24 protein-coding genes are annotated in these 22196 nt (G+C 42.1%); 8 read left to right on the forward strand and 16 right to left on the reverse strand.

Annotated features, from left to right (window positions below; translation table 11 throughout):
- Positions 1–62: 62 nt before the first annotated feature.
- From Q0779_RS14370 to Q0779_RS14435, 14 genes are all read right to left on the reverse strand, one after another.
- Positions 63–935 carry a glycerophosphodiester phosphodiesterase gene (locus tag Q0779_RS14370; RefSeq protein ID WP_298773539.1) on the reverse strand — a complete coding sequence of 291 codons (873 nt, stop codon included), beginning with the start codon at positions 933–935 and terminating at the stop codon, positions 63–65.
- Between the two features lie 227 nt (positions 936–1162).
- Positions 1163–1459, reverse strand: a complete 297-nt coding sequence (locus Q0779_RS14375; protein ID WP_298773541.1) for a hypothetical protein — start codon at positions 1457–1459, stop codon at positions 1163–1165.
- A gap of 80 nt (positions 1460–1539) precedes the next feature.
- Positions 1540–2061, reverse strand: a complete 522-nt coding sequence (locus Q0779_RS14380; protein ID WP_298773542.1) for a DUF3833 domain-containing protein — start codon at positions 2059–2061, stop codon at positions 1540–1542.
- Positions 2062–2063: 2 nt separating this feature from the next.
- The gene (locus tag Q0779_RS14385) at positions 2064–2549 is read right to left on the reverse strand and encodes a chalcone isomerase family protein (protein ID WP_298773543.1); all 486 of its coding nucleotides are present in this window, start codon (positions 2547–2549) and stop codon (positions 2064–2066) included.
- 3 nt (positions 2550–2552) lie between these two features.
- Positions 2553–3059 carry a DUF2878 domain-containing protein gene (locus tag Q0779_RS14390; RefSeq protein ID WP_298773544.1) on the reverse strand — a complete coding sequence of 169 codons (507 nt, stop codon included), beginning with the start codon at positions 3057–3059 and terminating at the stop codon, positions 2553–2555.
- The gene (locus tag Q0779_RS14395) at positions 3037–4323 is read right to left on the reverse strand and encodes a cyclopropane-fatty-acyl-phospholipid synthase family protein (RefSeq protein WP_298773545.1); all 1287 of its coding nucleotides are present in this window, start codon (positions 4321–4323) and stop codon (positions 3037–3039) included. The genes Q0779_RS14390 and Q0779_RS14395 overlap by 23 nt, the downstream gene beginning before the upstream one ends.
- Positions 4324–4351: 28 nt before the next feature.
- Positions 4352–5086 (reverse strand): DUF1365 domain-containing protein, encoded by a 735-nt coding sequence (locus Q0779_RS14400; RefSeq protein WP_298773546.1) that lies wholly within the window; start codon positions 5084–5086, stop codon positions 4352–4354.
- 156 nt (positions 5087–5242) lie between these two features.
- Positions 5243–6496 carry an NAD(P)/FAD-dependent oxidoreductase gene (locus tag Q0779_RS14405; RefSeq protein WP_298773548.1) on the reverse strand — a complete coding sequence of 418 codons (1254 nt, stop codon included), beginning with the start codon at positions 6494–6496 and terminating at the stop codon, positions 5243–5245.
- Positions 6496–7206, reverse strand: a complete 711-nt coding sequence (locus Q0779_RS14410; RefSeq protein WP_298773550.1) for an SDR family NAD(P)-dependent oxidoreductase — start codon at positions 7204–7206, stop codon at positions 6496–6498. Before Q0779_RS14410 ends, Q0779_RS14405 begins: the two co-directional genes overlap by 1 nt.
- Positions 7203–7670, reverse strand: coding sequence for a nuclear transport factor 2 family protein (locus tag Q0779_RS14415; protein WP_298773551.1), 468 nt, complete (start codon positions 7668–7670; stop codon positions 7203–7205). Before Q0779_RS14415 ends, Q0779_RS14410 begins: the two co-directional genes overlap by 4 nt.
- 3 nt (positions 7671–7673) lie before the next feature.
- Complete coding sequence (gene phrB, locus Q0779_RS14420) at positions 7674–9098, reverse strand: deoxyribodipyrimidine photo-lyase (RefSeq protein WP_298773553.1); 1425 nt, start codon at positions 9096–9098, stop codon at positions 7674–7676.
- Entirely contained in the window at positions 9095–10051 is a 957-nt protein-coding gene (locus Q0779_RS14425) for a DUF523 and DUF1722 domain-containing protein (protein WP_298773555.1), read from the reverse strand. The genes phrB and Q0779_RS14425 overlap by 4 nt, the downstream gene beginning before the upstream one ends.
- A 19-nt stretch (positions 10052–10070) precedes the next feature.
- Complete coding sequence (locus Q0779_RS14430; protein WP_298773557.1) at positions 10071–10754, reverse strand: ChrR family anti-sigma-E factor; 684 nt, start codon at positions 10752–10754, stop codon at positions 10071–10073.
- Positions 10747–11361 (reverse strand): sigma-70 family RNA polymerase sigma factor, encoded by a 615-nt coding sequence (locus tag Q0779_RS14435; RefSeq protein ID WP_298773558.1) that lies wholly within the window; start codon positions 11359–11361, stop codon positions 10747–10749. The genes Q0779_RS14430 and Q0779_RS14435 overlap by 8 nt, the downstream gene beginning before the upstream one ends.
- Positions 11362–11606: 245 nt before the next feature.
- On the opposite strand from Q0779_RS14435, the gene Q0779_RS14440 reads away from it, so the two are divergent.
- The 3 genes from Q0779_RS14440 to Q0779_RS14450 all read left to right on the forward strand — a co-directional run bounded on the left by Q0779_RS14440 (position 11607) and on the right by Q0779_RS14450 (position 15106).
- A complete protein-coding gene (locus Q0779_RS14440; RefSeq protein WP_298773559.1) occupies positions 11607–11903 on the forward strand; it encodes a DUF4212 domain-containing protein in 297 nt (98 codons plus the stop codon).
- A complete protein-coding gene (locus Q0779_RS14445) occupies positions 11903–13588 on the forward strand; it encodes a sodium:solute symporter family protein (RefSeq protein ID WP_298773560.1) in 1686 nt (561 codons plus the stop codon). Before Q0779_RS14440 ends, Q0779_RS14445 begins: the two co-directional genes overlap by 1 nt.
- Positions 13589–13837: 249 nt before the next feature.
- Entirely contained in the window at positions 13838–15106 is a 1269-nt protein-coding gene (locus Q0779_RS14450; RefSeq protein ID WP_298773561.1) for a glycosyltransferase, read from the forward strand.
- Positions 15107–15298: 192 nt separating this feature from the next.
- On the opposite strand, the gene Q0779_RS14455 is transcribed toward Q0779_RS14450, so the two are convergent.
- Positions 15299–15499 (reverse strand): hypothetical protein, encoded by a 201-nt coding sequence (locus tag Q0779_RS14455; RefSeq protein WP_298773562.1) that lies wholly within the window; start codon positions 15497–15499, stop codon positions 15299–15301.
- A gap of 308 nt (positions 15500–15807) precedes the next feature.
- On the opposite strand from Q0779_RS14455, the gene Q0779_RS24020 reads away from it, so the two are divergent.
- Positions 15808–16017: a pesticin C-terminus-like muramidase gene (locus Q0779_RS24020; protein WP_367180817.1), complete on the forward strand. Its 210-nt coding sequence runs from the start codon at positions 15808–15810 to the stop codon at positions 16015–16017.
- Positions 16014–16118, forward strand: a complete 105-nt coding sequence (locus tag Q0779_RS24025; RefSeq protein WP_367180818.1) for a pesticin C-terminus-like muramidase — start codon at positions 16014–16016, stop codon at positions 16116–16118. The genes Q0779_RS24020 and Q0779_RS24025 overlap by 4 nt, the downstream gene beginning before the upstream one ends.
- 473 nt (positions 16119–16591) lie before the next feature.
- Here Q0779_RS24025 and Q0779_RS14460 read toward each other — a convergent pair whose 3' ends face one another.
- A complete protein-coding gene (locus tag Q0779_RS14460; RefSeq protein ID WP_298773563.1) occupies positions 16592–17785 on the reverse strand; it encodes an amino acid aminotransferase in 1194 nt (397 codons plus the stop codon).
- 454 nt (positions 17786–18239) lie between these two features.
- Between Q0779_RS14460 and aroA the strand changes: the two genes are divergently transcribed.
- The 3 genes from aroA to rpsA all read left to right on the forward strand — a co-directional run bounded on the left by aroA (position 18240) and on the right by rpsA (position 22190).
- Complete coding sequence (gene aroA, locus Q0779_RS14465; RefSeq protein ID WP_298773564.1) at positions 18240–19526, forward strand: 3-phosphoshikimate 1-carboxyvinyltransferase; 1287 nt, start codon at positions 18240–18242, stop codon at positions 19524–19526.
- 199 nt (positions 19527–19725) lie between these two features.
- Positions 19726–20418 (forward strand): (d)CMP kinase, encoded by a 693-nt coding sequence (gene cmk, locus Q0779_RS14470; protein WP_298773565.1) that lies wholly within the window; start codon positions 19726–19728, stop codon positions 20416–20418.
- A 104-nt stretch (positions 20419–20522) separates the two neighbouring features.
- Positions 20523–22190 carry a 30S ribosomal protein S1 gene (gene rpsA / locus Q0779_RS14475; RefSeq protein WP_298773566.1) on the forward strand — a complete coding sequence of 556 codons (1668 nt, stop codon included), beginning with the start codon at positions 20523–20525 and terminating at the stop codon, positions 22188–22190.
- The last annotated feature ends 6 nt before the right edge of the window (positions 22191–22196 follow it).

The following is a 22196-nucleotide window of genomic DNA, read 5'->3' on the forward strand; positions in this document are numbered from 1 at the left end:
ATGTGACGTTTTGCAATAATAAGCACTCAATATATTGCGTTAGTGATATCATCTACATATGCCTAGCGTTCGCCCCGTGCGGCTAATACTTGCACAATACGATCGGGGTAGTCACCAATGACCCCCTTGGCTCCTAAGTCAAAAGCACGTTCAATTTTATCAATCTCGTTGACTGTCCAAACATGGCTGGTAATGCCCTTGTTTTGTAAAAAAGAGAGAAAAGGTCGGCTTATCATGGCATAAGGGATTTGGGCTAATGTAAATTTTGCAGGGTAAATGCCACCAAGCCCCGCTGCCCAAGCTAAGCTTAGGCCGGTTAATTCAGTGATACTGGCGCTGGTTTGAATACTATTATTGCTCACGGCGCGAAAATGGTTCAGGGCTTTTGTATATTGGCTAGCAACGGTCGCCTGATGATGCAGGCCGTTTCTGTCCAAAATGGCCCACAGCGAGTCGGCAAGTTGCTCGTCATTGACTTTCATCTCAATGCTGAGTTTTTTAACAGGAAAATAGGCAATGACCTCTTCAAGGGTTAACACTTCTAAGCCAGTGGCGCGAAAAGGGTAAGTTTCTCCGCCATCTTTACTGAATCGGTATCCGGCATCTAAGGCTTTAATATCGGCTAACGTAAGATCGGCGACCTTGTTATCGCTATCTGTCGTTTGACTAAAATCTTTGTCGTGATTGACGATAACATGGCCATCGAGTGAAAGGTGAACATCCATCTCAAGGATATCTGCGCCTTGCTCAAGCGCCATTTGAAAGGCAAGGGATGTACTTTGTGGGTAATCCCCTGAGGCGCCTCGATGGGCTAAGACTTCTCGTTCAACCTCGTTGAATGTTTTATGGTCTTCGGCCATGACGATGGTGGAAATGAAGACGAATGAAAGCGAAAATAGCAGAGTAACAGGTTTTATGTATTTGAGTATGGACATAACTATCCTTTTGTTTTTGCGTAATGGGATGTTGAAGGTGCTAATAACCTATAGAGTCAAGGGTCATAGCATGAGCTGCTGGTGTTGGAAGATCGCGTAAAACAGAGAAAAGTAACATAACCTGAAATGACTATTTTATCTTGAGCAGTCGTTAAGTTGTAAGGGGTAAAAAACAGAGGATTGTTTGCCTCTCAGCGATGCTGAGAGGTGAGTGGAAGGAGCATGGGTTACTTCGAATTGTTTTGTCGTAACTTAATGAGCCATGAGGTGTTATTTTTTTCAGCATCATAAAACACCGCCATGGTGAAGAAGAACATCAATAATAAAATGATGTGCGCCGCTAAGCTGATCCCAAAATAAACGATGCTACCAAGATAGGCGGCAAAAGTGATACTCCACATGATGGATAAAATCGTCATGATATAAAATCTGCTGACAGGATCGGGAATATGCCGAAGGGGATTTTTACTGGAGTCAAAGATATAATTGTAAAAATCGTATAGTTTAAGTGCGAACGTTTTCATAACAAGCCCTCTTTTTTATCATCTTCCTTATACATTGTACGTTTGCACTTGGCATTTGGATTACTATTGGCGAAATATAGTTAAATTTTTTCGATATAAAGAATAAGCTCTCCCACTTTGAACCCAAACTTTGACATGTCCGTTTTATTGAATAATCTTTGCTTATCAATAAGGAACATCCAATCATCTAAGGTGACTTGATAAGACTCACCCTCTACTGGGATCATCATATCGTATTGCCAATAAAGCGCTGCGCCTTCAGTACGACCCTTGGCGGTACCGACGACATCTGAGGCATGCCCTTGATATTGATTTTCAGCTATTTTGTTTATGGTCCAAACACGGGTGGATTTCTCACCGTCATCAAAAACAAACCATTCTTTAATGGTGCCTGTGTTGCCTTGCCAATCCGCTTGTAGATCAACGTTAAATCGACGCAATAATTTGCCAGAGCGGTCAAATACCATTCCATAGGCTTTGAGTTTACCTTCAAAAAAGGTTTCTAGTTTTAATTCTGGCAGCGTGCCTTTATAGTCGTCGAGTTGGGCTGTTCCACAAGCGTTGAGCAGCAAAATGGCAAAAAAACTGATTATTATCCTCATTTTTAATCTCCTAATAGTGCTTGTCTCAATTCAGGTTCTGAAGTATTTTTAGACAGCCAGATTGCCATAAAGGCTTGACCAAATTGAATGTCACCAATCACACCCAGTAAGGTTTTACCCATATAGAATCGGCTGATACCATTCTCATCAATGAAAAATGTTAATTCGTCATCAGGCTCCACGTTTGGCCATATGGGGTGGAGTTTGGCCAGCCAGCGGTTGATATCTTGTAAGTGATAGCCTAAGTATTCCCATTGATCTTGTGTGGCCTCAAGCAGGGCTTGTTTCGATATGGATTTTGCATAAGTCAGTTTAAGGGCGGTATTTTGGTATGTTGGCGAAATACGGCCATTGTGGGCGTATAATTCTGCTTCATACAGTGTCCAAAATAAATAATCCATTTCTCCCTGCCCCAACTTGGTTAACTGCTGAAGAGGAGCACCAAACACGGGAGTCGTTAGCATAAAAAGCAAAAGCCATTTGTACATACATCATCTCGATAGACCCCTGAAGGTCACTTGAAGGTATCGGTAACCATAAATTAATAATGGCAATAATATTGACCAAGTCAGCATAAGACTGGTAATAACCCAAGTGATTGGCCAATGTGTTTGTAAAGCACCCGCTTGAATGCCTGCCCAATAACTTAAGGTTCCGCCAAAGGCACCAACGCAGACGAGTAATCCAATCGGTTGATTGACTAGCCAATGTAAACAGTGATTTAAACTGATGATAAACATAAACCAGAGCAGTACCAGCCATAACGGGAAAAAAGCCATTGGGCTGTAAAATGCCCCTAAAAAGAGCAGAAGTGCGTCGGCACTGATCCCAATGAGGGCTAAAAGTAATACTTTACTGTCAAACCTAGGACTTGGGGAGCATAAAAAGTGGATCCCCAGCAAGCAGGCTATTATCAGCGCTGCCTGTTGGGGATACCATGCAGCGGCGGCCCAACTGGCTTGAAATAGAATGAGGTTAATAATCCAAAAGCGCTTCATCTGCCGATCCTATGTAGCCCGGTTTTCTCGCGAGAACTTGATGGGTGCTGATCACTCTTTCACGAAATGCACCTTCGCAATAACCGAAATAAAAAAGCCACAGGCGTTTAAATTGTTCATCGTAATGTGTTGGGTTGAGGGTTTCCCAGTTGGTGATAAATTGTTGTGTCCAATCATTAAGGGTACGGGCGTAATGCAATCCGATATCACTGATGTTATGGATCACAAGATCGGTACTGTTGGCAAAATGTTTACTGATTTCAGCAATAGAAGGAAGACAACCACCCGGAAAGATGTATTTTTGAATAAAATCGACACCTTTACGATATTGCTCGTAGCGTTGATCTGCAATAGTAATGGATTGCAATAACATTTTTCCATCCGGTTTTAAGAGTGTTGAACAAGTATTAAAGAAAGTATCAAGATATTCATGACCAACGGCTTCAATCATTTCTATTGAGACTAATTTATCGAACTGGCCGTTTAATTGTCGATAATCTTGCTTGAGTAATGTGATCTGGTCTGTCAGCCCAAGTGCTTCAATTGTTTTTTTTGTAAAGTCATGTTGCGCATCAGAAATAGTGGTTGTGGTGATTTTGCAACCATAATGCTGTGCCATGTAAATGGCTAGCCCGCCCCAACCTGTGCCGATTTCAATGACATGATCTTGTTCATTTAAGCTTAATTGCTGGCAAATAATGTGCATTTTATGCTGTTGTGCTTGGTGCAATGTCGCATTGTGCTTTGGATATATTGCAGATGAATAGAGCATTGAATCGTCGAGAAAGCTTTGATATAAATCATTTCCCAAATCGTAATGGGCTAAAATATTGCGTTTTGCACCTTGATTTGAATTTTTATTTTTAAGCCTTAACCATTGGTTTTTAATTGTTACTAACCATTGGGTTTTACGTTCAATGGCATCCAGTTGCTGTTGGCTTTTAGCCATAATTTGAATGACCTGCGTCAGGTTAGGGCTGCTCCATTTACCTGTGATGTATGCCTCAGCACCACCTATGCTACCTTTAAAGAGTAGATCTTGATAAAAGCGCATATCATGAACAATGACCTTGCCTGATAATGTAGCACTCTTATCGCCAAAGCAATGGACCTTCCCGTTTTCTTCTATCTCTAAATGAACCGATGTGAGTTGCTTTAATATATGAAAAATCAGTTGTCTATATTGCTTATTCGCGCTCATTTTTTTGCTCAGGGCGCCGTATATCCATTTTAGCGGAGGCTTTTGCTTTATTGTTTGTTCCATGTCTACCTCTAAGGTTGTCGTTTGACTGTTAGGTTTTAGTCTTGGGATGCCCGATAAACGGAACACGCTTAATGAATAGTTTGAGTGCTTGCCAGTAAATGCCAATAACAATTTTCAGCGTCATTGATGGGATTGTCATTAGTATGTGCCAAAATGCAGCGCGACTGATGGTGTATTTTTTGAGAGAAAGCGTCGCGTCAAAGACTTTTTGCTGTTGATGATTTTCAATGTGCACCATGGCATGCTTTCTCGGTGGGGTGAGACGCCAGTGATACATCATGTTCATGTCCATAAAAGGTGAGACATGGAAACTTTTTTTGATTTTCATTTCTTCACTCATGTTAATTAAATAATAATGCCGCTCTCGCCAAGGTGTGTTACTCACTTCTGCGAGCATATATTGACAGATTTGATTATCGTCGTAGCAAAAGTAGCAATTGATAGGGCTAAAATAGAGGCCTAAACAACGGCACTGAGCTAACATCATGGCACGATTTTGGCTTGACCAATGGCCGCCTAGTGCGCGCACTTTATAGCTAATACGTTGTTTTAAGGTTCCTGGTTCACTTTTGATATAATCTTTTTCATGAAAACGGATGGGATTGAACCATTGAATACCAAAAATATGGCTGATTTGAGATACGGGCATGATTTCATCAAGATCCAGTCCCATCATATAAATTGAATAATTAAATTGATGGGGGATAGCACCAAATCGACGATGGCGAACATGTCCCCTATAAATACCGCTGTGCATCGTCATAAATGGACACCTAATTCTTGAGTGACATTAAAGCCGCTTTTGACACCACCCTCGTGAAAGCCGCTATACCAAATCGTCATAAATGGACGCCTAATTTCTGGGTGACATCCAAGGCGCTTTTGACACCATCCTCATGAAAGCCGCTATACCAAATCGTCATAAATGGACGCCTAATTTCTGGGTGACATCCAAGGCGCTTTTGACACCATCCTCATGAAAGCCGCTATACCAATAAGCGCCGACATAATAGGTATGCTGTTGACCATTAATGAGCGGGCGCTTTTGTTGTGCTTTTACACTGTGATTGTTGAGGATAGGATGGTGGTAAACAAAGGATCGCAGTATTTTATTGGGATCAATGTACTCACTTTGATTTAAGGTGACACAAAAGGTGGTATCACTATGGAGCCCTTGAAGAATATTCATATTGTATGTCACACAAGCTGGACGGGCTTTATCATTATCAAGTTTGTAATTCCAACTGGCCCAAGCTCGCTGTCTTTGCGGCAGTAAACGCGTATCGGTATGAAGCACGACATCATTACGACTATAAGGGGTTGCAGCTAATATGTCGGTTTCATTGGGCGTTGGATCGGCCAATAAGGCCAGTGCTTGATCAGAATGACAGGCAAAAATCACCTCATCAAAATGATGTTTGTCACCATTGTGCATTTCAATCGTAACACCTTGGGATTGGCGACTGACATTGTTAATTTGACAATTGAGTAAAATAGGGTGCTTTAATTGTGCTTGAATGGCTTTTACATAGGAGTGTGAACCGCCTGGGATCACATACCACTGAGGCCTATCAAGGATATTCAGTAAACCGTGATGATAGAAAAATTGAATAAAAAATTTGAGCTCAAAGGCTTGCATCGTTTCTAAGCTGGTGGACCAAATAGCGGCTCCCATAGGAAGAATGTAGTGTTCACTGAAAAATGTCGAGAATCCTTGTTGTTTAAGATATTGACCTAAAGTGAGATTGGGGTCGATATTGTGTTGCGAATAAGCGCGTTTACAATCACTGTTAAACTTGATGATTTCCCGTAAAAACCGCCAAAACTGAGGACGAAAAAGATTACGTCTTTGGGCGAACAAGGAATTGATATTATGCCCATTATATTCAAAACCTGAATGCTGGTGATGCACACTGAAGCTCATTTCGGTCGCTTGGCGTGATATGTTTAATCGCTTTAGCAACTGATTAAAGTTGGGGTAAGTGCGGTCATTAAACACAATAAACCCTGTATCGATAGCCAATGTCTGATCTTGGTGGGTAATATCAAGCGTTGCCGTGTGTCCTCCTGCGTAATTATTTTTTTCAAACACAGTGACATCACACTGCTTATTCAGTAAATAGGCGCAAGTGAGACCGGATATACCAGAACCAATAATGGCAATTTTTTTCATTATTTCATCATCCTTGTGGCGATCTTCTGCCAAATTGACAGCGGTAAATATCGCAATAACTTCATTAAGCATACAAATACAATGGGGAAATTAATGATTGATTTCCCTTTAGTGATGCCGCGAATAATCTTGATAGCGGCTTGTTGGCTGTCCATTAGCATTGGCATAGTAAATTGATTGCGCTTTGTCAGTGGCGTGTCCACAAACCCTGGATGGACAAGAGTGGTGTTTATTTGGTAGGGATGCAACGAAATGGCCAGTGTTTGACTCAAGTAACTTAACGCTGCTTTTGACGCGCCATAAGCTTCCGCTCTAGGCAGTGGCAATAACGCAGCACTGGAACTAATAAATACGACTCTGCCTCCTTTTTTGATGTGTTTAAGCCAGCTTTGAAGCCCATAGGCGATGGAAATAAGGTTAATATGAATGACTCTTTCAAATTTTTTTGCATCAAAATTAATGCAATTATCGATATATTCGCAATCACCGGCATTAAAAATAAGCAAGTCGATGGGAGCATCGAGCTGAGGGTAATGTTGATAATCGGTTAAATTAAAACAAAGTGTGGTGATTTTGGGACTTAATTCTGTGAGCTGTTCTAATTTTTGTTGATTGCGACCGCAAGCAATGACCTCATTACCTTGTTTGGAATATTCTCGTGTCAGCTCATAGCCAATACCTGAGGTGGCTCCTGTGATTAAGATTTTCATGGCTTACTCGCTCTGTGTTTGATGCGAGTAATGACATAGCCCAAAACGGGGACATGTTCATAAAGCATGGCACCTAAGTCCAAATAATCACGATGAAAGATCACCCGTTCATTTTCTGCTTTGATGTGCGAGTGACCTTGGACTGTGATGGGACGCTTGCCGTTTAATTTTTTATGACACAAGATCATAGTCCAATAAATGGCCGCTTCATGGGCTTGATAAAAAGTATGGTCTATTTGAAATTGACAGCTTGTGACGTGCTGGTAAATTTGTTCGAAATAGTGGAGCAAATTATCCAAGCCTTTGACTGTGTGCATAGGATCAGAAAAGTGAACATCACTGTGATAAACCTGCTTGATTAATCCTAAATTGTTTGTGCCAAGCTGACTGTATAATTCAACAAAAGCCTTTAGCCATTGTGGATGTGAAAGTGGATCTGTCATTGTTCCTTTTTGTTCAATCATTTGTTATCCCTTTTTGAAAAAATCAAGCGCTCTCAATCTTGCCTGCTTGTGATCCACAAGTGGTGGCCAGTATGCTGTGGCATCTGGGTGTTGTTTAAGGTACTCATGGGGAAAATGGATCGCTTTATTGGGCACCGCACTTAACTCGGGTAAATAGCGCCGAATAAACTCCCCATTAGGATCAAACTTTTGACTTTGAAGAATGGGATTGAAAATTCTAAAGTAGGGCTGCGCATCGCAGCCTGTGCTAGCGGCCCACTGCCATCCGCCGTTATTGGCACTGAAGTCACCATCAATCAAGTGAGACATAAAAAATTGCTCCCCCCAATGCCAATCGATTAATAAATGTTTGGTTAAAAAGCTGGCGACAATCATTCTTAGCCGATTGTGCATCCACCCGGTTTTAAGCAATTGGCGCATGGCCGCATCGACAATTGGATACCCTGTTTTGGCTTGGCACCAAGCATTGAAATGACTAACTGAATTGAGCCAAGGTAAGTTTTGATACTGGCGTTGAAAACAGTCTCCTTGGATCAATTTTGGAAAGTGAAACAGTAAGTGCTTGTAAAAATCACGCCAAATAAGTTCATTAAGCCAAGAAAAATGGGGATGTTCAGTATCAAAGAGTACTTGAGGCTGGGCTTGAATGAGTTGGGTGACGACTAAACGAGGGCTAATGGCCCCTATGGCAAAATAGGGGGAAAGTCCCGATGTGCCTTTAATGGCCGGAAAATCGCGATTTGCTGTGTAGTGTTGCACTTTTTCTTGTAAAAATAGAGGAAGTACTTGCGTCATCATTTGATGACTGAGAGGCCAAGCGCTGGAGTTTTTGCTGGGATAATCGAACTGAAAAGTGTGATCTGATATTTCGTGTATTGAAGTGGGTGTTTCTATCTCAACAGGATTGATACACATGGGTAGGGTGGGTGTTTCGACACATTCGATGCCGTTTGTTTGTACACAGGTTAACCATGCTTTTTTAAAGGGCGTAAAGACCTTGAACATTTGTTCTTGTTTATTCAGTATTTTTCCCCGAGCCACCAGGATATCCGATTCAAACAAGGTAAGCTTAAGTGAAAGATCTTGTAAGGCATTATCGCGCCTGATTTCGCTGATTTCATGTTCACGATTAGCGAAAACCTGCGTGATATTATGCTGCTGACAATAGGCGAGTAAGACGTCACTTTGGCTTTTATAACAGTTGGCCGTTAAGTGAAGGAGTGTGATCCCAAAAGAAGCAAGCTGTTGCTTGAGCATGCTTAAATGCCTCGCAATAAAATCGGCTTGGATCGGCGCCAAATGATGTTGTTGCCAATGAATAGGCGTTGAAATATACAGGGCGGTGGTTGCCCCTGATAATATGGCTTGCACTAGAGCTGGATTGTCATGAACGCGAAGATCACGACGCAGCCAAAGTAAGGAATTCAATAGCCATACCTCAATTTAAGGGTTTCTGGGTGTGGATTAAGGTAAGCTTGCTGGCTTAAGTATTCATTAGGAAATTCAAGTAAATAATGCTTAATTAAGGTCAATGGGACTAATAACGGTGTCAAGCCTTTGCGGTAAGAGGCAATGGCTTTTGAGAGCTCTGCTCGTTTGTTTTTATTTAAGTGTTTTTTAAAGTAACCTTGTAAATGTTGCAGGGTATTTGTGTGCGATTTTTTTGAGGCCAGATGACGCAACGCATTCATGAGTAACAGAATGTATTTTTCGCCTAATTGCTCAATGGATAAAGTGGACTTGGTGCCTAATAGTTGCCCCAGTTTTCTGTAACTTTCGAGGTGATGGCTTAATACTAAATATTTAACTTGACTGTGAAAAGTGATTAACTTGTGTTTGTTCAAGCCGTTGGCTTTGAGTGTTAGCCACTTTTGGTAGGTGAAAATACGGGTAATGAAGTTTTCACGTAATAGTGGATCGTTAAGGCGGCCACTTTCTTCAACGGGTAAGGCTGGGTTGGCTTCCATGATTTGACGAGCGAATAGTCCAATGCCCGTTGCACTTGAGCCTTTACCGTGATGATGGTAGATCTTAACCCGCTCCATGCCACAAGTCGGACTCTTGGCACAGAAAATGAATCCCGCCAGATCCGTGCAAATGTTGGCAATGTCTTTACCATATTGGGTGATGGCTTGAGTGACATCCTGGCTGCCATCGGGGCGTGAAAGGAAGACTTGAGCGCCTTTGTCTATTTGCCGAATGCTTTTTCTTGGAGTGGGAAGACCCACTGCAACTTCAGGGCAAATGGGGTTGAATTGCACATATTCACTCAATTGTTCAGTGCAAAACACGGAGCGTTTATGCCCGCCGTCAAATCGCACATTTTGTCCCATGACACAGGCACTAATGCCTATTTTCATTTTGTTGATGATGCTATTCATTATGATTACCCGCTGCTTTTCAGTAGATTAACTTACCAAGAGGATTTAATATTTGTGATACACCTTGAGTAAATTTAAGTGCATCACTGGAAACGGTGAGGCAAACACAGCCGCTTGTTGAAACTGGTTGATGAGTATGTTCATCATTTAACCAGATAAAATCTCCAGCTTGATAGGTCCCCATCTCATCTTCAAAGCTACCTTGCAATAATAAGGTGATTTCAAACCCTTTGTGGGTGTGGCGAGGTACACTGCCTGCTTTAGCTATGCTCAATAAACTCATTCTGCGTTCATCATCATCAACATTGAGCCGAGAACGCGATATTTTCCCTATGCCTTGCCATTCATTCAGTTCAATAGACTTTAGAGCCGTTGGTAAAGGCAGGCGTTGTCCTTCAATTTCAATCTCAGTGATTGTCTTAGGAAGTGATAACTTAACCTCCTGTGGACTGTCGGTGATCTTATTGATGAGAGCAATGTCATCATATGCGCTCATTGTAACATTTACAGTGTCAGCCTCCTGGTTGTCGTGCTCAGCTAAATGAAAATGGATCAAGGCGGCTTCTTGAGTTAGCTTGGCTACTTTTTGCTGACAAGCTGTGCACATTTCAACGTGACTCGACACTATGATTGACAGGCTAATGCTTAAATCGGCTTCAACAAAACGGGTGAGTATTGCGTCTGAGGGATGATAATTAATCATGATCTTGTTCTCCCAATTGCTGCTTGAGTTTAGAAAGTGCAAGCCTGAGGCGAGACTTTACTGTCCCTAGAGGCACATTCAATCGCTTCGCCAGTTGTTCTTGTGAGAGGTCGTGGTAATAAATGCCTTTAATCACCTCTTGCTGAGCTGGGGGCAGGGTGTCAACGCAATTAAGTAATTGTTTATCTTGTAAGTGATCATTAACGCTATGATGGTGTGGTGTTGCCCCACACATGTCTTCTAGTGGCCAGATAATATTTGAAAAAATGTGCTCAGATTGAGTTTTCATCTTACGCAACATGTCAAAGCTGGTATTGCGCATGATGGTAAATACCCATGTTGTGGCAGCCCCTTTATTTTCTTGGTACAAATGGGCTTTTTTCCAAACATTCGTCATGGTTTCTTGAATAAGTTCATTGGCCATGGCATCACTGTTGAACTTGCTCACACCGAATTGTTTTATTTTTGGCGCAAAGAACTGAAAAAGCTGAGTAAAAGCGTGTTTATCTTTGTGAGCTGCGACTGAACGAAGGCTATCACTCAGATCGACGGTCTGGGAAGAATGAAGTGGAATATGATACTCCTTATCCTGTGTATATTTGTGCATGCCTACCTGCATTTTAGACCAACTCTTTGATGTGTTTAAATTCCAATACGGTTGAATTTGAAATAAGGATCACTTTATGTCGGTATTAGTATCGTTTTTTAAGTTATCCGTGTGGTTATGATTTCTTAGCTTACAACAAAAGTGATTGAGGTGCGGCTACGGTTTTAGTCTGAATGGGTGATGTTGTCACTGGCTGTTTATTGATATTTTGAGTACCGCTTCATTTTTCAATACAGAGAAAACAGATGGCTATTAGTGCGTTGCAGGCAAAAAAATATTGGCAGGCGAACATTCGTTTAGTCTTGAGTTTACTCGCTATTTGGGCTTTTGTGTCTTTTGGCTGTGGTATTTTGTGGGTTGATATTCTCAATCAAGTCACTTTTTTTGGTTTTAAACTGGGGTTTTGGTTTGCCCAGCAGGGCAGTATTTATGTGTTTGTCGTGCTGATTTTTATCTATGTCCGGCAAATGAACAAGCTAGATAAGCGTTATGGTGTACAAGAAAGTGATAGCCGTTCATCAAACCATGGAGACGAGCAATAATGGATGTGCAAACGCTCACTTTTATGATGATCGGTGCGAGCTTTGTTTTGTATATTGCGATAGCCATATGGAGCCGAGCGGGTTCAACGACAGAATTTTATATTGCTGGCGGCGGCGTGCATCCCATCGCCAATGGCATGGCGACGGCGGCAGATTGGATGTCGGCGGCGTCTTTTATTTCCATGGCCGGTCTCATTTCATTTATGGGGTACGATGGTGGCGTATTTTTAATGGGCTGGACGGGGGGCTATGTCCTGTTAGCCCTATGTCTTGCGCCTTATTTGCGTAAATTTGGCAAATTTACCGTACCTGATTTTATTGGCGATCGTTATTATTCTCAAACGGCCCGAACGGTGGCAGTGATCTGTACCATTTTTATTTCTTTTACTTATGTTGCTGGGCAAATGCGTGGTGTGGGGGTGGTGTTCTCACGTTTTTTAGAAGTGGATATTGTGACTGGTGTCATGATTGGCATGGGAGTGGTGTTCTTCTATGCAGTATTAGGGGGAATGAAAGGAATAACTTACACCCAAGTGGCCCAATATTGTGTATTAATCTTTGCGTATTTAGTGCCCGCTGTTTTTATTTCTGTCCTGATGACAGGTCATATTATTCCTCAGCTTGGTTTTGGGGCGACAATCCATGATGGCTCAGAGATGTATTTATTGCATAAACTCGATGCCCTATCCCATGAACTGGGTTTTTCCGCTTATACCCAGGGTGATAAGAGTCAGCTAGATGTGCTCTTTATTACCTTCGCACTGATGGTGGGAACGGCAGGATTGCCTCATGTTATCGTGCGTTTTTTTACTGTTCCTCAAGTTAAGGATGCCAGAAAATCAGCAGGCTGGGCATTGTTTTTTATTGCTTTACTGTATACCACGGCGCCATCGATTGCGGCTTTTGCGCGAGTGAATATGATCAACACTATTAACGATGAGGATAATCAAGGGGTCTTGTATGGCAATGCGCCAAATTGGATAAAAAACTGGGAGAAAACCGGCTTAATTCAGTGGCAAGATAACAATAACGATGGGCGCATGTATTATTCAGGTGATGATCGCAATGAGATGATCATCGACCGTGACATCATGGTATTAGCCAATCCTGAGATTGCGAACCTGCCTAATTGGGTGATTGCACTGGTGGCGGCGGGTGGTATTGCAGCAGCGTTGTCCACATCGGCGGGTCTGTTACTGGTGATTTCATCGGCGATTTCCCACGATTTATGTAAACGTAATCTCATGCCCAATATTACTGAAAAACAAGAATTATTATTTGCGCGAGTGGCAGCTGGTGTCGCGATTGGTGTGGCAGGATATTTAGGTATTCATCCACCGGATTATGTCGCGTCAGTGGTGGCGTTTGCTTTTGGGCTTGCCGCATCATCATTCTTTCCTGCCATCATCATGGGTATTTTTTATAAGGCCATGAACCGGGAAGGCGCGGTGACAGGCATGCTCTGTGGAATAGTTTTCACAGCCTCATATATTATTTATTTTAAATTTATTGCTACGCCCGACATGAATGTGCCCGAAAACTGGTGGTTTGGTATTTCACCAGAGGGCATTGGCACGGTGGGCATGTTAATTAATTTTGCTGTGGCTTTTGTTGTGTGTCGATTAACCCCCGCAACACCCGATAACATAAAGGATTTAGTCGACTCCATTCGTCGACCTGTTTAGTCTTTATATTTCTTATTTATTAATGCATTTCGTCATGTGGCCTCAGGGAACTGTTTTACCATAAAAAATAGCAGTATGAATAGGGTATGTTTTAAAGTGGCTTGTTGAAGTCAGAGCCTCATTTGCAATTTGAATCGTCATGACTAGCTTTAATATAGGACAGATGGTGTGCGTTGAATGATGGTCTTGATGAGCGTTAATCCTGCCATTAATCATCGCTGAGTTGTTAACAATATGAAGGGATTCATTATGAGCAGTGCATTGAGATTAGAGACACTGATGAGTCATGCTAGTCAATATTTTGATTTAACAGAGTCGAGTCATCAAGATCATTTATTTTGGCTAGCAGACGCCTTACTGGAATTAAATGATATTTCATCCAATCAATTGAGCTACTTATCTTTACAACCTAATACTCCTCTTGAGTTTCAACTTGCTGTGAAACTCGTCTGTTCTAGGCGTTATATGTTAAGTGTGAGTCAACCCATTAGCGTTGGCGTGGTGTACGCCATGTGGGGAGAGCACCATCGTTTACGTCAAAAAACTGAGCAAAACCCCAATGGTGAAGACTCATTAAACGTCAAAATCCGCCAATTAAATTGGGCTTGTCAGGACTCCATGGTGAATTGGTCACTTTATCCTGTTGATGATGGTTGTCCTCATAAAAGTTATGATATTGCTAAAAATATAGTGAGTCAACATGATGAAGGTCAACGCGTTACTGTACTGCATTTAAAAGATGGTTTGGCTGAGCCTAAAGGGCCGTTAGCCAATTTAACCTCATTAAGTGACTCCAGTAAAGGCGGAGCGATTATTTTTGGATGCCTTAAAGCCCTAGAGAAACAAATGGATGCCATTATTTATACTGACGCCGACAATTCAGTGCATCTGGGTCAGCTTGGATTAATTTTAGAGCCCTTTATAGAGCGAAATGTGCAAGTGGTACTCGGTAATCGCAAGCATTTTGAATCTATCTTAGTGAAACAAGAGGAACGTTGGGGGGTGGGTATTAAAACCTTAAGACATATGCAAAGAATGGTGGGCAGTGAGATTTTCTCAAAAGGGATCCGTGATACTCAAGCGGCGTTTAAGTTATTCAGCCGAAAGGCGCTCATCACGATTTTGGCGGCGCCAACCGTGTTTGACTTCTCGTTTGATACTGATTGGATTCTCGCGTCGATGAAAGAAAAATTACTGATTGAAACCATTCCTTTTGCTTTTATTGATTCCTCAGCCGAGTCAGCATCGGTGGTACAAGGGCCGATGAGTACTTGGCTGACTTTATTAACGGGATTAGTTAAAGCTGTGCGTGCAAGAGGGGTGAAACATGATGCAGGCATGGCAAAAGTGATCGATGAGCATGTCAAAACCGTTAACGATCTTGAACTGATTATTGATTTGTTGCCACCAGAACTTAAAGAGGTGTCTGATAGTGTCTTAGGTCAACAGGCCTTGATGTCACCAGAGTCCTTATCTCATTGGCTGGCGCAAGTGAAAGCGGAGCAAGTGAAAATGTAATAAGATTGAGACGAGTTCAATAAGATTTCAGTGCAATAAAAAATCGTCAACGAGATTGCTTGTAAAGTGGTCAGCAAGCGAAGATATCATCAATATGATCTTGAAAACATTATCCAGAATGTGATGTCAATGATATTGATTTTGTGCTTGTTCTTAAAATGTCATTACGACTTGTCATATACGCTGGACTGACTAAAAGTCGACGACATCATTGATATTCCAATCATGTTGTTCACGACATAACGGACACATAAAGCGATGAGATTGATTATTATTGAGCATGGTCGTATTGCCATGGTTTTCAAGATGGGTAAACTTTAGCCCCGTTGGGGTGGGCCTTAACTTATTGGGGCAAATAATCTCAATCATTTTGCTGCTTTTCGTATCTTCCATTGATCAATCTACCTAAATGACAAAATGCGCTGCATTTTTGAGAGCAGGTATTAAAGTGTAATACAAATTAACAGCAGTTCAAGCTGGATGGTGGGGGTTGGTCTTATATTCTAGCTTAAAGATAAGAGTGGCGTCATCGATAGTGTTGATAGTTGACACTGTGCGGGGATGCGTCAGAATCAAGGCTTTGTGTTTTGTGTTTTGTGTTTTGATTTTTGACTGACGTTCATTCTGGGGTCTCTATAGGTTGCGGGTTTGATCTTGGGGCACGTTCCCCATGTGAATTAGAGTAGGCTTTTCCCCCTGAGTTGGCCAAAAAGCTCACCCCTTATGCTGGACTAAGAAAACAGCAAGCCCAAGCTGCCTTAATGGATTTTCCTTTGGCTCTTTGCTCCGGTGAGGTGTCTGAAATCAATGACTATGCAAAAAACAAGCTGTTGAGCGACTTGAATCATTATGGCAAAATTCCCATAGTTTTGTGGCTTTTGATTACTTACCTACACCTTGTTAAACAGTGATTGCTTCAGTGGCGTTTCAATATGGTAACTTATCTATTCGTACGCCCCATTTTTGGCGTCAGGTGCCTAAGGGGGATTGGTTTGCAGCTCTGGAAAATTGACGTCATTTTGGTGATATGTATTCAACTCGTCGTAATAAGGAGGCTGACTTACTGGAATCTTGGCTGATAAAAGGTGAAACGGCTTAAGTCTATCAGTTTATTTGATTATGGATCCATGTTGTTACCTCATGATTAAGGCTATGAAGTGGATGGGAACGCCAGTGAAGATAGTTTCATTTGTTGTGGCGATTTTCTTAGACCACTAGAGGTAGCCGATAAAGAATCATAACGTCTATCATGAGAAAAGCAGACTTATTTACCATAAATAAGTGATGTGCAGTAAAAAGGCCTTATCAATGCAGTCCGTAGGAGCTGTGTAAACGTGTTCTATTCTTTGTGGTAGAGAATTAGCTTAGCAGGCTAGGCTGTACGCTCAACGCAGCGATTAAAACACGTTTATTTTGAACATCATTCAACCACGAAAAACAACAGTTCCTAATGAGTCGCTATGTGTTGATTGTTAACTATGGGTGTTATTCGAGGACTTTGGCAATGGATGAGGCAAGATAGTCCACATTTCCAGTGCTGATCCCTGCAATGCTGATCCGGCTTGAGTCTACCATGTAAATGCTAAATTCAGTTTGCAACCGCTTGACTTGCTCTGGTGTAATGCCTAAGAAAGAAAACATGCCTTTTTGTTTAGCAATAAAACTAAAATCACGTTTGACGCCTTTTTCTTTTAGTTTTTTAACAAGCATACTGCGATTACCATTGATCCGGTCGCGCATTTGAGCGAGTTCTGTTAACCACTCTTGAGTGAGCTCTTTTGAATCTAATATGGTTTCAACAATTGCAGCGCCGTGAGCGGGTGGCATAGAATAAAGACAACGGACAACATATAAGAGCACAGAGAAGGCCACATCGGCGCTGGGTTGATCTTTTGCCACAATGGAGCAGGCACCTATGCGTTCACGGTATAAGCCAAAGTTTTTAGAACAGGAGCTGCATAAAATTATGTTATCGACGTTAGCGGCCATTTGACGCACGCCATAAGCATCTTCATCGACACCTTCTCCAAATCCTTGATAAGCCATATCGATAAGTGGCGTAAATCCGACATCTTGCGTCAAAGAGATAATCTCATCCCACTGTGAGGGAGTGAGATCCATACCACTGGGGTTGTGACAGCAAGCGTGGAGTAATACCACATCGTTTGGATTGACTTGTGCTAACGTCGCTTTCATTTCGTCAAATTTAAGAGACTTATTATCATGATCATAATAGGGGTAGGCTTTAACGTTAATCCCTGCGGCTTCAAATAAGCCATTATGGTTCGCCCATGTGGGTGAGCTAACCCAGATGGTTGCGTTGGTTCTACAGCGTTTGATAAAATCGGCAGCGACGCGAAGAGCACCTGTGCCCCCCGGTGTAGAAACAGTTCGAATACGATTCGCTAAAAAAGCGGGGTTATTAGGACTAAAAGCCAGTTTTGTCATTAAATCGTTAAAATGTGGGCTGCCTGTTGGGCCGATATAGACTTTTGTGTCTTCTGTTTCAAAGCGATGGTGTTCAGCGTGTTTGACACAATTTAAAATAGGCGTATGCCCAGCTTCATCTTTATAAACGCCGACGCCTAAATCAACTTTATTGGGATTGGGATCGAGTCTATATTGTGTAAGTAGCCCTAAAATGGGATCTGCAGGCATAGCGGTAAGCGTGTTGAACATAGCTTATTCTACCTTTCTTCTCTGTGGGCCAAAGCCCTTTGAATGAATATGTGATCAGCATAACGTAAGTAATAGGGAAAATGACAGTCTATATGAATTTTTTACGTCAGATGAAGTGGAAGGGAAAGCTGCCATATAGAGTGTGTCAGTTTAAAGAGTTGAGTATGATATTAAGCTCAACTCGATATGGATAAAAAATAGTCCTTAAAAGGTATTTTTGACATATTTTGGCTTAAATGAGGGCGCTTAAGCACAAATGATTTAATAAAGTGCAATAAAATACAAAAAAATGTTGAATCCTTACTCAGGATCAGTAATTTTATAGTCACGAAGTTTAAGTCTCGGTCTTGTTGAGTTCATTTTGTCGTGGTGACTCGTTTTAATTGCAGGCCTGAACATCTATTGTTAACTCGTATCCATGTATACTGGATTGCACATAAAGAAGAAGTGATTAATGAAACAGCTACGTCTAGAGCCAATTAGCCATATTCAAGGCCAAGTGAATATTCCCGGCTCAAAAAGTATTTCCAACCGCGCCTTACTGCTTGCGACATTAGCACAAGGCACCACGACATTAACGAACTTACTCGATTCTGATGATATTAACTATATGTTGGCATCGTTAAAGCAGTTGGGAGTGAACTATCGGTTGTCGAACAACAATACAGTATGTGAAGTAGAGGGGTTAGCTGGTGCGCTAAATGCAAAGCAAGCGCAAACGTTATTTTTAGGCAATGCAGGTACGGCCATGCGCCCTTTATGTGCAGCGCTGACACTGGGGCAAGGTGAGTTTACTTTAACTGGTGAGCCGCGTATGGAAGAGCGTCCCATTGGTGATTTAGTTGATGCGTTAAGACAATTAGGCGCTCAGGTAACTTACCTTAAAAATGATGGCTTTCCACCCTTAACCATTAATGCCACGGGCCTTAATGGAGGGAATGTCGAAATAGCGGGGGAGCTGTCGAGTCAATTCCTAACTGCGTTATTGATGGTTGCCCCGCTTGCTAAGAGTAAAGTGGTCATTAGCATTAAAGGTGAGTTGGTGTCTAAACCTTATATTGATATTACGCTTGCTTTAATGGCGCAATTTGGCGTCAAAGTGATTAATAATGACTACCAATCTTTTATTGTCGAGTCGGGTCAAACTTATATGTCTCCAGGTCAAGTATTGGTCGAAGGTGATGCGTCCTCAGCGTCTTATTTTCTTGCTGCAGCAGCCATTAAAGGTGGAGAAGTGAAAGTGACTGGCGTAGGCAAGTCCAGTATTCAAGGCGATGTGAAATTTGCCGATGTACTCGAAAAAATGGGGGCCGATATTGAATGGGGAGATGATTATATTATTGCTCGAGGGGCACCGCTAAAAGCCGTTGATCTGGATATGAATCATATTCCAGATGCGGCTATGACGATAGCTACGACGGCCCTTTTTGCTACTGGCACGACCCATATTCGAAATATTTACAATTGGCGTATCAAAGAAACGGACAGGTTAGCGGCAATGGCCATAGAGTTACGTAAAGTGGGGGCCATTGTCGACGAAGGACAAGATTATATTAGTGTTACCCCTCCAACGGTTATTAATACTGCCGATATTGATACTTATAATGATCACCGAATGGCAATGTGCTTTTCACTGGTCGCTTTTGCTGATTGTGGGATCACCATTAATGATCCTGATTGCACTTCTAAAACATTCCCTGATTATTTTGAGCGCTTCGCATCGATTGCGAAATTTGATTGAAGTGAATCAATATCTTGAGGGAACCTGAGTGTCATTTCATGGTCTGAAAGTGAGCCATTAAACGAAAATATGGGCGCGATATCTCCCTATGGCGGTAAAAACAAATGAAGTTTTTACCGCTTTTGTTGGTAAATTAGTTTATACTTCGCGCGCTCATTTTCAGTAGCTTCACGGAAGGTGGTTTTTGCGGAGGAATTTTATGTCAGAACGGGCTCCTGTTGTCACTATTGACGGCCCTAGCGGTGCAGGGAAAGGTACCATTAGTCAGTTACTCGCCGAAAAATTAGGCTGGAAACTACTCGATAGTGGTGCCATATATCGAGTATTGGCGCTGGCCGCTATTCATCATAATGTCGAATTAGATAATGAAGAGGCAATAACATTACTGGCTGCGCATCTGGATGTGCAATTTTTACCTGGCAATGAGAACAAAGGCATTAAAGTCGTCCTTGAAGGCGAAGATGTGTCGACGGCCATAAGAAGTCAAGATTGTTCTGATGCAGCGTCAAAAGTTGCTGCATTTCCTCGGGTCAGAGAGGCTTTACTGCGCCGGCAACGGGCATTTAATGAAGCGCCTGGCTTGATTGCCGATGGGCGTGATATGGGCACTGTGGTGTTTCCCTATGCGCCTGCTAAAATATTTTTAACGGCTTCCGCTGCTGAAAGGGCGCAAAGGCGCTATAATCAGTTGCAGGACAAGGGCTTCGATGTTAATATTGATCGCCTTTTATTTGAGATAGAGGAACGTGATGAGCGTGATATGAATCGTGCTGTTGCGCCTCTTATTCCAGCTGATGACGCTTTAGTCATTGATACTTCTGGAATCGATATTGAAGGTGTGGTTAATTTAGTGTTAGCCCATATTGAAACAAAATTGCCAGTATTGAGCTAATGTTAGCTCAATACATCATCATTCACTCGCAAGGATGCAGTGAATTATTGTACTGACTCCACGTCTAGGATGGGCTGTGGTTTATTAAAGAAAGTAACTTAAACATGACTGAATCTTTTGCTGATCTATTTGAACAATCCTTACAAACTCTAGAGTTTCGTCCTGGTTCTATCGTTCGCGGTGTGGTTGTACGCATCGAAAACGGTACTGTACTGGTTGATGCAGGTCTTAAGTCTGAAAGCCCAATTCCAGCTGAGCAGTTCAAAAACGCACAAGGCGTTCTTGAAATTGCCGTTGGTGATGAAGTTGATGTTGCCCTTGACTCTGTTGAAGATGGCTTCGGTGAAACACAACTTTCTCGTGAAAAAGCTAAGCGTCATGAAGCTTGGATTGTTCTAGAAAAAGCGTATGAAGATGCTGAAACTGTAATCGGTATCATCAATGGTAAGGTTAAAGGCGGCTTCACTGTTGAGTTGAACGGTATCCGTGCATTCCTACCAGGTTCTCTAGTTGATGTTCGCCCTGTTCGCGACACCGCTCATCTAGAAAACAAAGAATTAGAATTCAAAGTAATTAAGCTTGATCAGAAGCGTAACAACGTTGTTGTTTCTCGTCGTGCTGTTATCGAATCTGAAAGCAGTGCTGAGCGTGATGCACTTCTTGAGAACCTTCAAGAAGGTCAATCAGTTAAAGGTATCGTTAAGAACCTTACTGACTACGGTGCATTCGTAGACTTAGGTGGTGTTGATGGTCTTCTTCATATCACTGATATGGCTTGGAAACGTGTGAAGCACCCATCTGAAATCGTTAATGTTGGTGATGAAATCAACGTTAAAGTGCTTAAGTATGACCGTGAGCGCACTCGTGTTTCACTAGGTCTTAAGCAACTTGGCGAAGATCCTTGGTTAGAAATCAGCAAGCGTTACCCAGAAAACACTCGTCTAACGGGTCGCGTAACGAACTTAACTGATTATGGTTGTTTCGTTGAAATCGAAGAAGGCGTTGAAGGTCTTGTTCACGTTTCTGAAATGGATTGGACTAATAAGAACATCCACCCATCTAAAGTGGTTAATTTAGGTGATGAAGTTGAAGTTCTAGTATTAGACATCGATGAAGAGCGTCGTCGTATTTCTCTTGGTCTTAAGCAATGTAAGACTAACCCATGGGATGACTTTGCAGAGCGTTTCAACAAAGGTGACAAAGTATCAGGTAAGATCAAGTCAATCACTGACTTTGGTATCTTTATCGGTCTTGACGGTGGCATCGACGGTTTGGTTCATCTTTCTGATATTTCTTGGAATGGTACTGGCGAAGACGCTGTTGCTGAATACAAGAAAGGCGACGAAATCAATGCTGTTGTTCTTTCTGTTGACCCAGAGCGTGAGCGTATCAGCTTAGGCGTTAAGCAAACTGAAGACGATCCATTTAATGCATACCTTGCTGATAAGAAGAAAGGTGTTGTTGTCAATGGTGTTGTTACTGCAGTTGACGCAAAAGGTGTTACAATTGAACTAGCTGAGACAGTTGAAGGTTACCTTCGTGTTTCAGATATCTCTCGTGAGCGCATCGAAGATGCATCTACAGTTTACGCTGTTGGTGACAAAGTCGAGTCTAAGTTCATGGGTGTGGATCGTAAGAACCGTACCATCAGCCTATCTATCCGTGCGAAAGATGAAGCTGAAGAGAAAGAAGCAATGGCTAGCTTGAACAAGCAAGATGAAGTTGTCATGAGCAGTGCGATGGCTGAAGCGTTCAAAGCAGCTCGTAAATAAATCATC

Origin of the sequence: uncultured Shewanella sp. (assembly GCF_947491715.1) — a bacterium.
GTDB lineage: Bacteria > Pseudomonadota > Gammaproteobacteria > Enterobacterales > Shewanellaceae > Shewanella.

Coding starts and splice junctions, on each gene's coding strand:
- Q0779_RS14370 (WP_298773539.1), bottom strand. CDS start 935: ATGTCCATACTCAAATACATAAAACCTGTTACTCTGCTATTTTCGCTT.
- Q0779_RS14375 (WP_298773541.1), bottom strand. CDS start 1,459: ATGAAAACGTTCGCACTTAAACTATACGATTTTTACAATTATATCTTT.
- Q0779_RS14380 (WP_298773542.1), bottom strand. CDS start 2,061: ATGAGGATAATAATCAGTTTTTTTGCCATTTTGCTGCTCAACGCTTGT.
- Q0779_RS14385 (WP_298773543.1), bottom strand. CDS start 2,549: ATGTACAAATGGCTTTTGCTTTTTATGCTAACGACTCCCGTGTTTGGT.
- Q0779_RS14390 (WP_298773544.1), bottom strand. CDS start 3,059: ATGAAGCGCTTTTGGATTATTAACCTCATTCTATTTCAAGCCAGTTGG.
- Q0779_RS14395 (WP_298773545.1), bottom strand. CDS start 4,323: ATGGAACAAACAATAAAGCAAAAGCCTCCGCTAAAATGGATATACGGC.
- Q0779_RS14400 (WP_298773546.1), bottom strand. CDS start 5,086: ATGACGATGCACAGCGGTATTTATAGGGGACATGTTCGCCATCGTCGA.
- Q0779_RS14405 (WP_298773548.1), bottom strand. CDS start 6,496: ATGAAAAAAATTGCCATTATTGGTTCTGGTATATCCGGTCTCACTTGC.
- Q0779_RS14410 (WP_298773550.1), bottom strand. CDS start 7,206: ATGAAAATCTTAATCACAGGAGCCACCTCAGGTATTGGCTATGAGCTG.
- Q0779_RS14415 (WP_298773551.1), bottom strand. CDS start 7,670: ATGATTGAACAAAAAGGAACAATGACAGATCCACTTTCACATCCACAA.
- Q0779_RS14425 (WP_298773555.1), bottom strand. CDS start 10,051: ATGAATAGCATCATCAACAAAATGAAAATAGGCATTAGTGCCTGTGTC.
- Q0779_RS14430 (WP_298773557.1), bottom strand. CDS start 10,754: ATGATTAATTATCATCCCTCAGACGCAATACTCACCCGTTTTGTTGAA.
- Q0779_RS14435 (WP_298773558.1), bottom strand. CDS start 11,361: ATGCACAAATATACACAGGATAAGGAGTATCATATTCCACTTCATTCT.
- Q0779_RS14440 (WP_298773559.1), top strand. CDS start 11,607: ATGGCTATTAGTGCGTTGCAGGCAAAAAAATATTGGCAGGCGAACATT.
- Q0779_RS14445 (WP_298773560.1), top strand. CDS start 11,903: ATGGATGTGCAAACGCTCACTTTTATGATGATCGGTGCGAGCTTTGTT.
- Q0779_RS14450 (WP_298773561.1), top strand. CDS start 13,838: ATGAGCAGTGCATTGAGATTAGAGACACTGATGAGTCATGCTAGTCAA.
- Q0779_RS14455 (WP_298773562.1), bottom strand. CDS start 15,499: ATGGAAGATACGAAAAGCAGCAAAATGATTGAGATTATTTGCCCCAAT.
- Q0779_RS14460 (WP_298773563.1), bottom strand. CDS start 17,785: ATGTTCAACACGCTTACCGCTATGCCTGCAGATCCCATTTTAGGGCTA.
- aroA (WP_298773564.1), top strand. CDS start 18,240: ATGAAACAGCTACGTCTAGAGCCAATTAGCCATATTCAAGGCCAAGTG.
- cmk (WP_298773565.1), top strand. CDS start 19,726: ATGTCAGAACGGGCTCCTGTTGTCACTATTGACGGCCCTAGCGGTGCA.
- rpsA (WP_298773566.1), top strand. CDS start 20,523: ATGACTGAATCTTTTGCTGATCTATTTGAACAATCCTTACAAACTCTA.